This window comes from Achromobacter sp. Root83 (assembly GCF_001428845.1).
Lineage (GTDB): Bacteria > Pseudomonadota > Gammaproteobacteria > Burkholderiales > Burkholderiaceae_B > Achromobacter.
This window is the reverse complement of record NZ_LMIU01000006.1, coordinates 175,897-189,646: the sequence shown is the minus strand read 5'-3', so window position 1 is coordinate 189,646 and position 13,750 is coordinate 175,897. Positions and strand designations below refer to the sequence as shown.

Sequence of the window (13,750 nt, the reverse complement as noted above, 5' to 3'; positions counted from 1 at the left end):
ATGATGAAGCAAGATTGGGTGAAAGCCGCCGCCGCCCTGGCGCTGGCGGCGTTGGGCATCGGCGCCGCGCATGCCGACGCGACGCTGGACAGGGTCAAGCAGCGCGGCAAGATCGTGGTGGGTGTGGATGGCGCCAGCCCGCCGTTCGGTCTGTTGGATCCCGCCACCGGCAAGGTGGGGGGCTTTCAGACCGAACTGGGCGCGGATATCGCGCGCCGGCTGGGCGTCACCCTGGAAACCGTGCCGGTCACCGCATCGACCCGCGTGCAGTTCCTGCAGGCGGGCAAGGTGGACCTGTTGATCGCCAACATTCAGTGGACGCAGGAACGCAGCGAAATCCTCAGCTACGCGCCCACGCCATACAACCTGGTCGGCGGCGCCGCCATGGTGTCGAAGAAAAGCGGCATCAAGCGTTGGGAAGACCTGAAGGGCAAGGTGGCCTGCGTGTCGCAAGGCAGCAACTTCGCCAAGCCGCTGCAGGACACGTACGGCGCGGTGGTGAAGGGGCTGCGCAATATTCCCGAGTCGCTGCTGGCGCTGAAGGGCGGCAGTTGCGACGCGTCGGTGCATATCCAGCCAGCGCTGTACGAAACGTTGAACGGCCCGAATGGCCGGGAATGGAGCGACTTCGAGCTGGCCACCCCGGACCAGCTGATTCCGTCGCCCACCGTGATCTGGACGCGCCGCAACGAGGCGGACACGCGCGCTTTCGTGGACGGCGTGATCCGAGATTGGCACCAGAGCGGATTGCTGGTGAAGCAGGCCGAGCGCTACGGCGTGCCGGCCGATTACCTGAAGCAGGCCAGCATCCAGGCGCAAGCCGGCAAGTTCGAAAACGCGCCGCCCGAGGCGCCGGCGACCCCCTGAACCTGATGAATCCTGGAAAGGTCCTGTCATGACTGCATCCCTGTTTCCCGGCGTGTTGTCGCGCCGTGCCCGCGGCGCCGAGCTGTCGCCCATTGCCGCCGCCGGGGCCCGCGCGGCGGGCCTGGCGGCGCAAGGCCGCTCGATCATCGTGCTGACGTCGGGCGAACCCGATTTCGATACCCCGGCGGCCATCAAGGCCGCGGCCAGCGCCGCGCTGGAAGCGGGCAAGACCAAATACACGCCCACGGCGGGCACCGCGGCGCTGCGCCGCGCGGTGGCGCAAGGCCAAGGCCAGCGCCTCGGCCTGGACGTGGACGCGTCCAACGTCATCATCTCCAACGGCGGCAAGCAGGTGATCTACCTGGCGCTGAACGCAACCCTGGACGACGGCGACGAGGTCATCGTGCCCGCGCCGTACTGGCCCACCTTCCCGGATGCCGTGCGCATCAACGGCGGCGTGCCCGTCGTGCCGCGGACGGCCGCCGAAGACGGCTTCAAGCTGACGCCCGGGGCATTGCGTGATGCGATCACGCCGCGCACCAAATGGCTGATCCTGAACTCGCCGGGCAACCCCTCCGGGGCGGTCTACCGCAGCGAGGAACTGCAGGCGCTGGCCGAGGTGCTGCGTGGCGCGCCGCAAGTGCTGGTGCTGTGGGACGAGATGTACGAAGAGATCTGGTTCGGCCAGCCGCCCGCGCACCTGCTGCGCGTGGCGCCGGACCTGGCCGGCCGCGTGCTGGTCGTCAATGGCGTATCCAAGACCTACGCGATGACGGGCTGGCGCATCGGCTGGGGCACGGGCCCGCGGGCGCTCATCCATGCGCTGGAGGCGGTGCAGTCGCAGGTGTCGTCCGGCCCCAGTTCGCTGGGACAGGCCGCCGCGCTGGCCGCGCTGCAAGGCGCGGCGGACGGGTTCGTGGAAACCGCCAGGCAGGCCTATGCGCGACGTGCGCAGCGGGTGGTGGATGGGCTGGGCGCCGTGCCCGGCCTGCAAGTGCATGCGCCGCAAGGGTCGTTCTTTGCGTGGATCGGCGTGGCCGGCCTGATCGGCGCGCTGCGTCCGGACGGCAGGCCGATCGAACACGACGGCGACGTGGCGGACTGGCTGCTGGATGCCGAGGGGGTGGCGGTGGTGCGCGGCGCGGCCTATGGGCTGTCGCCTTACCTGCGGCTGTCGTTCGCGGCGTCCGACGCGAACATCGACGCCGCCATCGAGCGCATCGGGAGGGCGGTGGCGGCGCTGTCGCCGGCCCGGGCGCTGGAGGCGGCGGCATGATCGATCCGGTATTGCCGGCCTGGGTGGGTTTTTTCAAGCCGCTGGGCCTGAACTACAGCTTTGTGCAGGATCCGGGCGAATTGTCGGCCTTCGGCCACGGCTTGCTGGTCACCTTGCAGCTTTGCGCCTGGACCATACCCGTCAGCCTGCTGTTCGGCGTGCTGATCGCGGCGGGACTGACCAGCGGCCGCGCCTGGCTGGCGCGGCCCTTGCAGGCCTTCGTGGAAGTCACCCGCAACACGCCCACGCTGGTGCAGCTGTATTGCGCCTTTCTGGTGCTGAACATGCTGATCACGCAGAAGCTGGGCGGCGGCAACCCGATTACGCCGTTTGCCTGGGTGGTGATCGTGGTGGCGCTACACAAGGGCGTCTTCCACGCCGAGGCGCTGCGCGCCGGCATCGAGGCCGTGCCGTCCGTGACCATGGAGGCCGCGCGGTCGCTGGCGTTCTCGCGGCGGCAGATCCTCACGCAGGTGCAGTTGCCGCTGGCGGTGCGCTTTGCCTTGCCTGCGCTGGTCAACAACCTGGTGGACCTGGTGAAGATGACCGCGATCGCCTCGGCCATCGCGGTGGGCGACGTGACCTACGAGTCCATCATGATCTGGTCGCACCGCGACAACGTGCTGGAACTGCTGCTGCTCATCCTGCTGTACTTCGGGCTGCTGACCTGGCTGGTCAGCGTGGGCGGGCGCTGGCTGGAAGACCGTTTGAGGATGCCCGGTTATGGCCAATGAACTGGCGTTGAAGGGTGCGCCGGCGCATCCGCCCGGCCGTGTCCTGGCCGTGCTGCTGCGCGATCCGTGGTTCGTGCTGCTGCTGGCGCTGATTGCGCTGGGCGCCGCCTGGGCGGCGACGGGAACCACGCCGCCGGCGGTGAAGTCGCTGTGGCATTGGTCGCCGGCCTTGCTGCGCGGCCTGGGCATGAACATCCAGATCAGCGTGCTGGCCATGGCGCTGGGGACGGCGGCAGGGCTGGTCGTGGGCGCGTTGTCGCTGTCGCCGTCGCCGCTGCTGCGGCGGCTCGCGCGCGGCTACGTGCTGCTGTTTCGCAACGCGCCGATCCTGGTGCTCGTGTACTTCACGACCTATGTGTTTCCGTTCGAACTGAACCTGGGCTCGTGGAACCTGCCGTTTCCCGACTGGATCAAGGTGGTCATCGGCCTGGGACTGCCCGCCAGCGCCAACGTGGCGGAGATCTTCCGCGGCGCGATCCAGTCGATTCCCAGCGCCCAATGGGAGGCCGCGCAGTCCCTGGCTTTCCGGCGCACGCAGATTTTCCGCATGATCGTGCTGCCGCAGTGCGTGCGGCGCATGCTGCCGTCGTGGATGAACCTGTACGCGAGCATCACGATGAGCACGTCGCTCGCCTCGCTGGTGGGCGTGCACGACCTGGTCGACACGGCCACCGTGGCCAGCAATACCGTCGCCCGCAGCGATTTCACCATTCTTGTCTATTTCACGCTATTGGCGCTTTTCTTCGCCTATTGCTATCCCATCGCGCGTTGGACGCGATACCTGGAGCGCCGCCATGAGCATCATTGACATCGGGGCGCGCGCCGCCCCATCCGCGCCGCTGGTCAGCCTGCGGGACGTGCACCTGGCCTTTGGCGAGACCGAGGTCCTGAAGGGCATCGACGTCGAGGTCAGGCAGGGGCAGGCGGTGTCCATCATCGGTCCGTCGGGTTCGGGCAAGTCGACCATCCTGCGCTGCATCACCGGCCTGCTGCGTCCGCAGCGCGGGACCATCGAGGTGGACGGCGTGCGCGTGGACGGCCTGAAGACCGAGGCCGAGCTGATCGGCCTGCGCAAGCGGGTCGGCTTCGTGTTCCAGCAGTACAACCTGTTCCCCCACCTGAGCGTGCTCCAGAACCTGGTGATATCTCCCATCAAGGTGGGCGGCCAGCCCAAAGTCCGCGCCGAGGCGCGGGCGCGCGAACTGCTGGCGAAGGTGCGCATGGACCACAAGGAAAACGCCTATCCCGGCGAGCTGTCCGGCGGCCAGCAGCAGCGCGTGGCGATCGCCCGCGCGCTGGCGCTGCGGCCCGAACTGATCCTGTTCGACGAGGTGACCTCGGCGCTGGACCCGGAGATGGTGGGCGAGGTGCTTACCGTCATCCGCGATCTGGTGCAGGACGGCCTGACCTGCATGCTGGTCACGCACGAGATGCGCTTCGCGCAGGAGGTGAGCGACACCGTGTACTTCACCGAGGCCGGGCGCATCGTGGAGTCCGGTCCGCCGCCGCGGATTTTCAACTCGCCGCAAAGCGAGCGCACGCGCGCGTTTCTGCAGCGCTCCGCGGGCGCCCCCATACGTACCGGCCAGCCCGATCCGATCGCGGATTACCTGACCTTCGATCCGCTGCGCCTGGCGGTGTGAACCTTTTGGAGCCAACCATGACCACCCAACCCGCGCTTGCCGCTGAACGTTGCCCGCAGGTGCGCGCATGAGCCTCGGCCAAGCCCATGTGCAGACCCGCCTGGTGCATGCCGGATCGCCCGAACCGAAGGGCGGATCGGGTCCGGTAAACGTGCCGGTGGTGCGCACCAGCACGGTCCGCTTTGCCGATACCGCCACCCACGCCGCGCTGAACCGGCAACGCGCCGCGGGCGAGCGCGTTGCCACGTATGGCCGCCACGGCCTGGACACGCACCAGGCGCTGGAAGCGGCCGTGGCGTCGCTGGAGGGCGGCTACCGCAGCGTGCTGGCGCCCTCGGGCCTGTCGGCCATTGTGCTGGTGCTGCTGGCCACGCTGGCGCCCGGCGATCACGCGCTGGTGTCCGACAGCGTCTATTCGCCCGTGCGCAAGGTCGACAAGTCGCTGCTGCAGCGCTATGGCATCGAAGTGGAATATTTTTCGCCCGCGCGGGACGATCTCGAATCGCGCATCCGTCCGAACACACGGCTGCTATACCTGGAATCACCCAGCTCGCTGTTGTATGAAGTGCTGGACCTGCCGGCGCTGGCGGCCGTGGCCAGGCGCCACGGCGTGCTGGTGGCGGCCGACAACACCTGGAGCGGCGGCCTGTACTACCAGCCGCTGGCGTTGGGCGCGCATATCTCGATCCAGGCCGCCACCAAATATCTGGCGGGCCATTCCGACGTGATGATGGGCGTGGTGACGGTGGACAGCGCGGAACTGTCCCGGCGCATCGGTGTGGCCTATGACGCGCTGGGCCTGTCGGTGGGCGCGGACGACGCCTACCTGACGCTGCGCGGCCTGCGCACGCTGGACGTGCGGCTGGCGCGCCATCATCAGAACGCGCTGACCGTGGCCGACTACCTGGCGCGCCACGCGGACGTGGAACAGGTCTACTATCCGGCGCTGCCGGGAGACGCCGGCCATGCGCTGTGGCAGCGCGACTTCAGCGGCGCGAGCGGCCTGGTGTCGTTCGCGTTCAAGCATCCCGAGGCCGCGGCTGCGGCGCGGTTCATCGATGCGCTCACGTACTTTTCCATCGGCGCGTCCTGGGGCGGCTACGAGAGCCTGGCACTGGAGGCCGCGCCCGAGCGCCTGGCCGAACACAGCGCGTGGCGGGACGCGGGCAAGGGCGGTTCGGTCGTGCGCCTGCACATCGGGCTGGAGAATTCCCAGGACCTGATCGACGACCTGGAGCGCGCCTTTGGCGCCACCCGCGACGCCTTGCGCCGCACGGCTTGAGGCATATGCAAATGAGCCGTTCTCTTTAGGGTTTCTGGCTATGTAGAAGCAATTACAACCTCTTTGTCCGGTTGTACCTCCGGGTACTAGAATTTGCCCTGTTCCACGGCTGGCGGCAGGGCATGACTTCTATCCTCTCGATCGAATCGGTACAGCTTCCGTTCCTGTCGCATCGGCAGGATGCGGTCCGCGACTTCTATCTGCGCGTCATCGGCCTGGACGAAGTGGCCAGCGCCGGCGACGGCCGCCTGCGCTTCGCGCTGGGCGAGGCGACCCTGTCGCTGTCTCCAGTAGCGGAGGTGAACCGCGCGGTCAGGCCGGACTACCTGGCCATCAAGGCCCGCGCCTACGACGACATCCTGGCCCGCCTGCGCCTGGCGGGCCATCATCCGGTCTGTTCGCTGCCCGACGCCGAGCCGCGCGTCATGTACGTGAAAGATCCTTCCGGCAATCAATTGGCCATCCTTGGCTGAGGCGCGCGATGAATTTTCAGCAACTCCGTTCCGTACGCGAAGCCGTGCGCCAGGACTTCAACCTGACCGACGTCTCCGAAAGCCTCCATACGTCGCAACCCGGCGTCAGCCGGCAGATACGCGAACTGGAGGAAGAAGTGGGCGTGGACATCTTCGTGCGTTCGGGCAAACGCCTGATCGGCCTGACCCCGCCCGGCGAGCTGATCCTGCCGCTGGTCGAGCAGATCCTGCAATGCGCCGACAACATCCGCCATGCGGGCGCGGAGTACGCCGACAGCCGCAAGGGCGTCCTGTCCATCGCCGCCACGCACTCGCAGGCGCGCTATGCCTTGCCGCCCGTCATCAAGGAATTCCGCCAGCGCTATCCCGACGTGGTGCTGCACCTGCATCAGGGCTCGCCCAAGCAGGTGTCCGAGATGCTGCTGGAAGGCGAGGCCGACATCGGCGTGGCCACCGAGGCCGTGGCCGACTATCCCGGGCTGGTGAACCTGCCGTGCTATCGCTGGAGCCACAGCATCATCGTGCCCCGGGGCCATCCGCTGGAACGCCAGCAGGACGGCGTCAGCCTGTCGCAATTGTCGCGCTATCCCATCATCACCTATGGCCGCGGATACACGGGCCGGGCGCATATCGACGAGGCCTTCGCGCGGGCCGGCATCACGCCGGACATCGTCATGACGGCCATGGATGCCGACGTCATCAAGACCTACGTAGAGCTGGAGCTGGGCGTGGGCATCGTGGCGGCCGTGGCCTGGGACGCCGAGCGCGACTCGCGCCTGTGCGCCATCGATGCCCGCCACCTGTTCCAGATCAACCTGACGCGGCTGGCCATCCGCCGGGGGGCCTGGCTGCGCGGCTACGCCTTTCATTTCGTCGAGATGTTCGTGCCCACGCTGACGCGCGAGGTCGTGGAGCGCGAACTGAAAGCCGACGCCTGAATCTCCACGCGTCCAACGCCTGCCGCATATTCATAGACGCATTTCTACGTTGTCCGGCTGGCGGCGCGCGACGTAGGCTGACCCATTCTTCATCCACGGATACCCGGGTCACCTCATGAGCACCACCGCACCAACCCCCGCCCACAGCAAGCACACCGAACGCGCGCAGGCCGTGCGCGGCTTCATCGCCGACGCGAGACGGCTGGCGCCCGACGCGGCCAATGCCACGCGCGCGCAATTGCAGGAGGTCGCGCAGCGGCTGCAGGCGCTGGGCCTGCGCCGCGACCTGTTTCCGGCCGCCGCCTTTCCGCTGACGCCGGGCCGGCCCTCCACGATCTACCGGCTGGCCGAGGACGCCAACGGCGCCTACGCGCTCTATCTGTCGCTGGGCGAACCGGGCAAAGCCCAGCCTCCGCACGACCACACCACCTGGGCCATCATCGCCGGCGTGTCGGGCGATGAGCGCAACGAGGTCTATGCGCGGACAAAGAGCGCGGATCCCTTGCGCGACACGCTGACCCACACGCAGCGGGTGGACGTGGGGCCGGGCGGCTCGATCGTGCTGGGTCCGGACGACGTCCACACCATCGAGCTGATCGGAGACCAGCCTGGCGCGCATCTCCATTTTTACGGTCTGGCGCTGGACCGCCTGCACGGCAGGGTGGTGTTCGAGAGCACCGAGGGCGGCACCTACCGCCGGTTTTCGCCGCCCGCCGCCATCTACCATGCGCGCCTGTCCGCCCAGGAATTGCAGGACGCGTTGCGCGGCGAGGGCGAGATCGCCGTGCTGGATGTGCGTGAGGCGGGCCGCTATGCCCGCAGGCACCTGCTGCATGCCGCGCCCGCGCCCCTGTGGCGCCTGGAGCTGCTGGCCGACCGGCTGGTGCCGCGCCGCGGCACGCGCATCGTGCTGGTGGACGACGACGAGAGCCTGGCGCATCAAGCCGCGGCCAAGCTGGCCCGGCTGGGCTGGACTGACGTCTCGGTGCTGGCGGGCGGAACGGACGGGTGGGAGCGCGAAGGGCGCGAGCTGTTCTCGGGCACCAACGTGCCCAGCAAGGCGTTCGGCGAAATCATCGAACACGAGAAGCACACACCCTGGATCGACGTGGAGGAATTGCACGAGCGCGTGACGCGCGGCGACGACATCGTGGTGGTCGACAGCCGCACGCCCGAGGAATTCCACCATTTCACGCTGCCGTTCTCGCACAGCCTGCCGGGCGCGGAGCTGGTCTACCGCATCCGCGAGCTGGCGCCCGACCCCAAGACCTTCGTGGTGGTGAACTGCGCCGGCCGTACGCGCAGCATCGTGGGCGCGCAGACGCTTATCGACGCCGGGATTCCCAACCGGGTCGCCTCGTTGCGCAACGGCACCATGGAGTGGCTGTTGTCGGGCAGGGAACTGGCCTACGGCCGCCACGCCGCCTTGCCGGAACCCGATGCGCAAACGCTGGACGCCGCCCGCAAGCTGGCGCGCGACGTGGCGCAGCGCGCCGGCATCGGCTACATCGACGCGGCCACGCTGCGGGCGTTCGACGCGGAACAAAGTCAGCGGACCCTTTACCGGTTCGACGTGCGCACCCGCGAAGAGTACGAGACGGGACACCTGGAAGGTTGGCGCTGGGCGCCCGGCGGCCAGCTCGTGCAAGCCACCGACGAATACCTGGCCACGCGCCGTGCCCGGGTGGTGCTGGCGGACTGGGACGGCGTGCGCGCCCTGACGACCGGCGCCTGGCTGGCGCAATTGGGCGCGGTCGAGGTCTACCTGTACCGGCCGCCGGCGCTTGCGCCGCTGCAAAGCGGCGTCGAACCGCGGCGCGTGCTGCGCCACCGTCCCGATGCCGCCGGCCTGCGTGCATCCGCGTTGCGCGCCGCGCTGGACGCGGACCAGGCCGTCGTGTTCGAGGTGGAGTCGCGCGCCGCCTACGAACGCGGCCACGTGCCGGGCGCGCGCTTCGCCACCCCCGACCGCCTGGCGGAATTCCTGCCGGCGGACGACGGGCGAGCGGTCGTGCTGGTGTCCTCGGATGGCGTGCTGGCCAGCGTGGTGGCCGCCGAGCTGGCCTGGCGCGGCGAGCGTCCGGTGCAGTATCTGTTGGGCGGCACCCAGGCCTGGAAGGCGCAGGGGCTGGAACTGGCGACGGGTGCGGCAGGGGTGCTGACCGGCGACGACGATCAAAGCATCAGCCCCTATCTGTTCGAAGACCTGTCCGCGCGCGACCAGGGCTTTCGCGAGTATCTGGACTGGGAACTGGGGCTGGTGGCGCAGCTTGAGCGCGACGGCAGCGCGGGCATCCGCCTGATCCCGGCCGGCCAGGGCTAGCGCCAGCGTCGTTGGGGCAGGGCAAGAAAAAAGGAAGGCGGACATCGCCTTCCTTTCTGCTTTCCCGGGCGTTCAGCCCTTGATGAAGGCGAGGAGATCCGCGTTGAGCACGTCCGCGTGGGTCGTGAGCATGCCGTGGGGAAAGCCCGGGTACACCTTCAGCGTACCGTTCTTCAGCAGCTTCACGGACAGGCGCGAGGCGTCGTCGATCGGCACGATCTGGTCGTCGTCGCCATGCATCACCAGCGTCGGCACGGTGATGGCTTTCAGGTCGTCGGTCTGGTCGGTTTCGGAGAAGGCCTTGATGCCCTCGTAATGGGCCTTGGCACTGCCGATCATGCCCTGGCGCCACCAGTTGTCGATCACGCCTTGCGAGACCTTGGCGCCGTCCCGGTTGAAGCCGTAGAACGGGCCCGCGGCCACGTCCAGGAAGAACTGGGCGCGGTTATCGGCGAGCGCCTTGCGGAAGCCGTCGAACACCTCGATGGGCGTGCCGCCGGGGTTGGCGTCGGTCTTGACCATGAGGGGCGGGACGGCGCTGACCAGGATCGCCTTGGCGACGCGGCCTTGGGGTTCGCCATGCTGGGCAACGTAGCGGGCGACTTCGCCGCCGCCCGTCGAGTGGCCGATGTGCACGGCGTTGCGCAGGTCCAGGTGATTGGCCACGGCGGCGGCATCGGCCGCGTAGTGGTCCATGTCGTGGCCGTCGCTGACCTGGCTCGAGCGGCCATGGCCGCGCCGGTCGTGGGCGATGACGCGAAAGCCCTGGGCGACGAAGAACAGCATCTGAGCGTCCCAGTCGTCGCTGGATAGCGGCCAGCCATGGTGGAAAACGATGGGCTGGGCCGTCTTGGGGCCCCAGTCCTTGTAGTAGATGTCAACGCCGTCGGGGGTGGTGATGGTGCTCATTGTCAGTTTCTCCGGGGTTAGGGGGACCGCAGTAATAGACTAGGGCTTTGTGCGCCACGGGGACATCGTACGCTGGGCTTGGCGCGTCATACAAAGGTATAGGCGGTTCGCCATGGCGGATGTGTCCAATGCGCTCCATCCGCGCCCTGGCGTTGGCCGCTTGTCACAGGCGCGATTTAAGTTCAGCCGCATCCTGCCGTTACATATTCGACAAGAACAGGGGGCTTGGCCGGGCAATCCCTGCCCACGGCCCCCCGGAGGATGAACGACATGACATCCGTTGCCCCGTTCGGCGCCGTCAGCACGGTAGCGCCGACGCTACCCGCATCCGGCGTTAACCGCGCGGTTGCCGCCCCTGACGTGGCGCTTGCGTCGTCCACCTCGGTGACGCTGAGGCAGGGCGCCGACACCCCATTGACCTACACGGCGCAGCCGGCCTCGTCGCTTGCCGCCGGGGGCCTGGTCTGGGAACGTGAGGCCTTGGATCCGGTGTCCACCGTGATCGCAAGCACGATCTCGGCCCGTACGCTGGCAGGCCGCCTCGAAGGCGTTGCGTCCGCGCTGCTCGCCCGGTTCAAGACGGATGGCGGCAATTTCTCTCAATCCGCGATGCTGGCCCGCAGCGCCGAGCAGCTCGACGGGCTGACGGGCACCACGCAGGCCAGTTCGCCCGCGCAGGCCAACGACGCCTACACGCTGCGCATCACCACCGCCAGCGGCGTGAAGGTTGCCGTCACGCTGGACAATCGCGCCGAGGGCCTGGCGGTCCAGATCGAAGTGACCGAAGGCGAACTGACCGAAACCGAACGCAACGCCATCGCCGGCCTGTCCAAGGCATTCCAGGACACGGTCGACGGGCTGAGCGCCGTGCCTCCGCGCATGGCGTTCGCGGGCCTGGCCAAGTTCAGCACGGGCGTGCTGTCGTCGGTGTCGCTGCAAACCACCACCAGCGCCAATGGCGTGATCTCGCAGACGGTCGATTTCGTGGCCGACAGCAAGCAACGGTCGCTGTCGATCAAGAGCGCGGCCGGCGTGGTGAAAGTCGACATCGACATCAGCAAGCCCCTGGTGTACGGCAACGCGCAGCAGCGGGCCGCGGCGGTCAGCGTTTACCTGCAGCAGTTCGACAGCGCGCAAAGCCGCGGCCGCGGCGACAAGGACCTGATGGCGCTGTTCAAGGACGCCTTCACCGAATTGCACCAAAGCTACGACCCCGGCGCCGCGCCGTCGAGCCAGGTGCCCCGGCGCGTGGCGGCCGGCTACACGTATCGCAGCCTGCTGTCGGGCATGGCCGATTTCTCGGCGTCGGTCTCGCAGACCATGCAGATCAGCAATCCGTACAAGACCAGCGAAATCGACCAGTTCACCTATCAGGTTTCGCAGAGCAGCAGCGTGAGCGGCCGGCCCTTGTTCGACCTGGCTGTCAAACAGGAACAGCGCGCGAGCCTGTCCGCCAGCTACCACACCGCGCTCACGCCCAAGATGCAGCTTGACCTGACCAAGGACAAGGACACGCAGAACTACCGCTACTTCCAGATCAACGACCAGACCAGCAGCCAGACCGACCTCCGCTACGAAGAAGGCGCGCTGGCGTCGGCAACCCTCACCAACACCCGCAAGCTGTCCATGCGGATGCAGGCGTACGTGAAGGGCGAACTGATCGAAGACAACACCACGCCGGTGTCGGACACGAAGACGCGCAATCTGATGTCGCTGGTACATGCCGCGGACCTGGAGCCGCGCGAGGAAGACCTGCTGCAGCGCCGCGATCCGGCGCAGGCGGATGCGCTGCTGCTAAGCAAGCATCTGTTGCTTGCGCGTTCGGTGGCGCGGGAGCGCCAGGTCTGAACATGAACGGCGCGCTCAGGCGCGCCGTTTTTTTTCGCGGGCAGCAGTAGGCGTTTTTGAATTGCTGGCCCGCGCGCGTGCGGGCGGTGTCTGCGGTGCACATGCCGCTGAGCATGCCGCTGCGCATGCCGCCAAGCGTGTCGCTCAGCAGTCCGCCAGGTATTCCGTCACGCGTTCCGCTCCGCTCGCTTCCGTGGCAATCTCCGCCGCCGAGATTCAAGATCTCCAGCGCTTGCCCTGCGGCTCCGCGGGGAAATGATCCCCTTCAGAAAACGCGAAAATTTCCCAGCAATGCCGCCGCCGGTAGCCGCCCGCGTGCGCCTGCATTGGATTCGTTCAGATTTTGCGCGGCATTATCCATCGCGCGATTTTGAGTGTTATTGCTCAATACGCCGGCGACGCGGCCACCTAGCATAACCACGCTAACGAGAGCGTCCATAGGCCTCGGTATCCCACTGAATAAAGCAGCGCGCGATTCCATTGATTCGCGCCGCGTGGGTCCGCGGGCGTCTATATCGCTGAATTTATGTAAGGTGGCTACGTGCGATCCAAATGCGATTTTCGGGGTAAATCGAAAACACCGGCGACGGTGTTTTTTCTTGCCGGACTGATGATATTCCTGCCCGCCATGGCGCTGGGCGACATTATCGGAAACAGCGGCACGGCCGGACTGGGCGGCGCGCCCGGCATGGCCGGTGGAGACGGCGGCGATGGCGAGGTCGCCGTTGTCGTGTGGGACACCACGCCGTTTGTGAATACGGAACGCCTGAGCGGCGGGGCGGGCGGTGGCGGTGGCGGCGGTGGTGGTGGGGGCGGCGGTAATGGCTTGCGTGGCAGTGGCACCAATGTGTTCGACGGATACGGCGGGCTGGGAGGAAACGGCGGTCAAGGTGGACATGGTGTCAGCCTGCAGGCGGACGGCGCGGTGCTGACGAACCTGGGGCTTCTGCAAGGCGGCGCGGGCGGAGGCGGTGGAGGAGGAGGGGGCAGCGCGTTCAGCCTAGACGCTGCACCGGGGGGGCGTGGCGGCGATGGAGTCGGCGGCGCCGGGGGCGGGGGCGGTGGAGGCGGCGATATCGACCACTGCTACAGTGGCATCACTACTATTTCATGCACTGCCACTACGCCCACACGAACCCCAATGCCGGCAGGCGATGGAGGCATGGGTGGACAAGCCGGTGAGAACGGCAGCTCTACTCCCTTCATCTATTCGTACGGGGGCGGGGCGGGGGGAGCTGGTGGGAGCAATGATCCCTTTGGTTGCACTGCCGGAACGGGTGCCGATAATGGCTGCGGAGGCGGGGCCGGCCAAGGAGGAGGAACCAGTGCCGGGGCCCAGGCAGGGCGGGTCGGCGCATCTGGCAATTTGAATGGCGCAGACGCTGACTCTACGGAGGTGTACGCCACTGGCGGCGGCGGAGGCGGTGGAGGCGCGCCGGGGGGATCGGGCGGCAAGG

Annotated in this window: 12 protein-coding genes; 10 read left to right on the top strand and 2 right to left on the bottom strand. The window is 67.6% G+C overall.

Translation table 11 applies throughout. The features are described from left to right. The first annotated feature begins 3 nt into the window (after nucleotides 1–3). From ASE30_RS09110 to ASE30_RS09070, 9 genes are all read left to right on the top strand, one after another. On the top strand, nucleotides 4–867 hold the full coding sequence (locus ASE30_RS09110; RefSeq protein ID WP_057284009.1) for a transporter substrate-binding domain-containing protein: 864 nt from the start codon (nucleotides 4–6) through the stop codon (nucleotides 865–867). 28 nt (nucleotides 868–895) lie between these two features. Beyond that, nucleotides 896–2,143 carry an aminotransferase class I/II-fold pyridoxal phosphate-dependent enzyme gene (locus ASE30_RS09105; protein ID WP_057283970.1) on the top strand — a complete coding sequence of 416 codons (1,248 nt, stop codon included), beginning with the start codon at nucleotides 896–898 and terminating at the stop codon, nucleotides 2,141–2,143. Beyond that, entirely contained in the window at nucleotides 2,140–2,877 is a 738-nt protein-coding gene (locus ASE30_RS09100; RefSeq protein WP_057283969.1) for an amino acid ABC transporter permease, read from the top strand. The genes ASE30_RS09105 and ASE30_RS09100 overlap by 4 nt, the downstream gene beginning before the upstream one ends. After that, nucleotides 2,867–3,685 carry an amino acid ABC transporter permease gene (locus ASE30_RS09095; RefSeq protein ID WP_057283968.1) on the top strand — a complete coding sequence of 273 codons (819 nt, stop codon included), beginning with the start codon at nucleotides 2,867–2,869 and terminating at the stop codon, nucleotides 3,683–3,685. The genes ASE30_RS09100 and ASE30_RS09095 overlap by 11 nt, the downstream gene beginning before the upstream one ends. Then, the gene (locus tag ASE30_RS09090; RefSeq protein WP_057283967.1) at nucleotides 3,672–4,520 is read left to right on the top strand and encodes an amino acid ABC transporter ATP-binding protein; all 849 of its coding nucleotides are present in this window, start codon (nucleotides 3,672–3,674) and stop codon (nucleotides 4,518–4,520) included. Before ASE30_RS09095 ends, ASE30_RS09090 begins: the two co-directional genes overlap by 14 nt. Before the next feature lie 67 nt (nucleotides 4,521–4,587). Continuing rightward, nucleotides 4,588–5,802, top strand: coding sequence for a cystathionine beta-lyase (gene metC, locus ASE30_RS09085; RefSeq protein ID WP_057283966.1), 1,215 nt, complete (start codon nucleotides 4,588–4,590; stop codon nucleotides 5,800–5,802). A gap of 122 nt (nucleotides 5,803–5,924) precedes the next feature. Continuing rightward, complete coding sequence (locus ASE30_RS09080) at nucleotides 5,925–6,275, top strand: VOC family protein (RefSeq protein ID WP_057283965.1); 351 nt, start codon at nucleotides 5,925–5,927, stop codon at nucleotides 6,273–6,275. A gap of 8 nt (nucleotides 6,276–6,283) precedes the next feature. After that, nucleotides 6,284–7,213: a CysB family HTH-type transcriptional regulator gene (locus tag ASE30_RS09075; protein ID WP_057283964.1), complete on the top strand. Its 930-nt coding sequence runs from the start codon at nucleotides 6,284–6,286 to the stop codon at nucleotides 7,211–7,213. Between the two features lie 115 nt (nucleotides 7,214–7,328). After that, nucleotides 7,329–9,536 (top strand): rhodanese-like domain-containing protein, encoded by a 2,208-nt coding sequence (locus ASE30_RS09070; protein ID WP_057283963.1) that lies wholly within the window; start codon nucleotides 7,329–7,331, stop codon nucleotides 9,534–9,536. 72 nt (nucleotides 9,537–9,608) lie between these two features. Here ASE30_RS09070 and ASE30_RS09065 read toward each other — a convergent pair whose 3' ends face one another. Then, on the bottom strand, nucleotides 9,609–10,445 hold the full coding sequence (locus ASE30_RS09065; protein WP_057283962.1) for an alpha/beta fold hydrolase: 837 nt from the start codon (nucleotides 10,443–10,445) through the stop codon (nucleotides 9,609–9,611). A 270-nt stretch (nucleotides 10,446–10,715) separates the two neighbouring features. Between ASE30_RS09065 and ASE30_RS09060 the strand changes: the two genes are divergently transcribed. Next, nucleotides 10,716–12,293, top strand: coding sequence for a hypothetical protein (locus tag ASE30_RS09060; RefSeq protein WP_156407593.1), 1,578 nt, complete (start codon nucleotides 10,716–10,718; stop codon nucleotides 12,291–12,293). Nucleotides 12,294–12,558: 265 nt separating this feature from the next. Here the strand turns inward: ASE30_RS09060 and ASE30_RS29745 are convergent, their stop codons facing one another. Further along, the gene (locus ASE30_RS29745) at nucleotides 12,559–13,191 is read right to left on the bottom strand and encodes a hypothetical protein (RefSeq protein WP_156407592.1); all 633 of its coding nucleotides are present in this window, start codon (nucleotides 13,189–13,191) and stop codon (nucleotides 12,559–12,561) included. Nucleotides 13,192–13,750 lie beyond the last annotated feature (559 nt).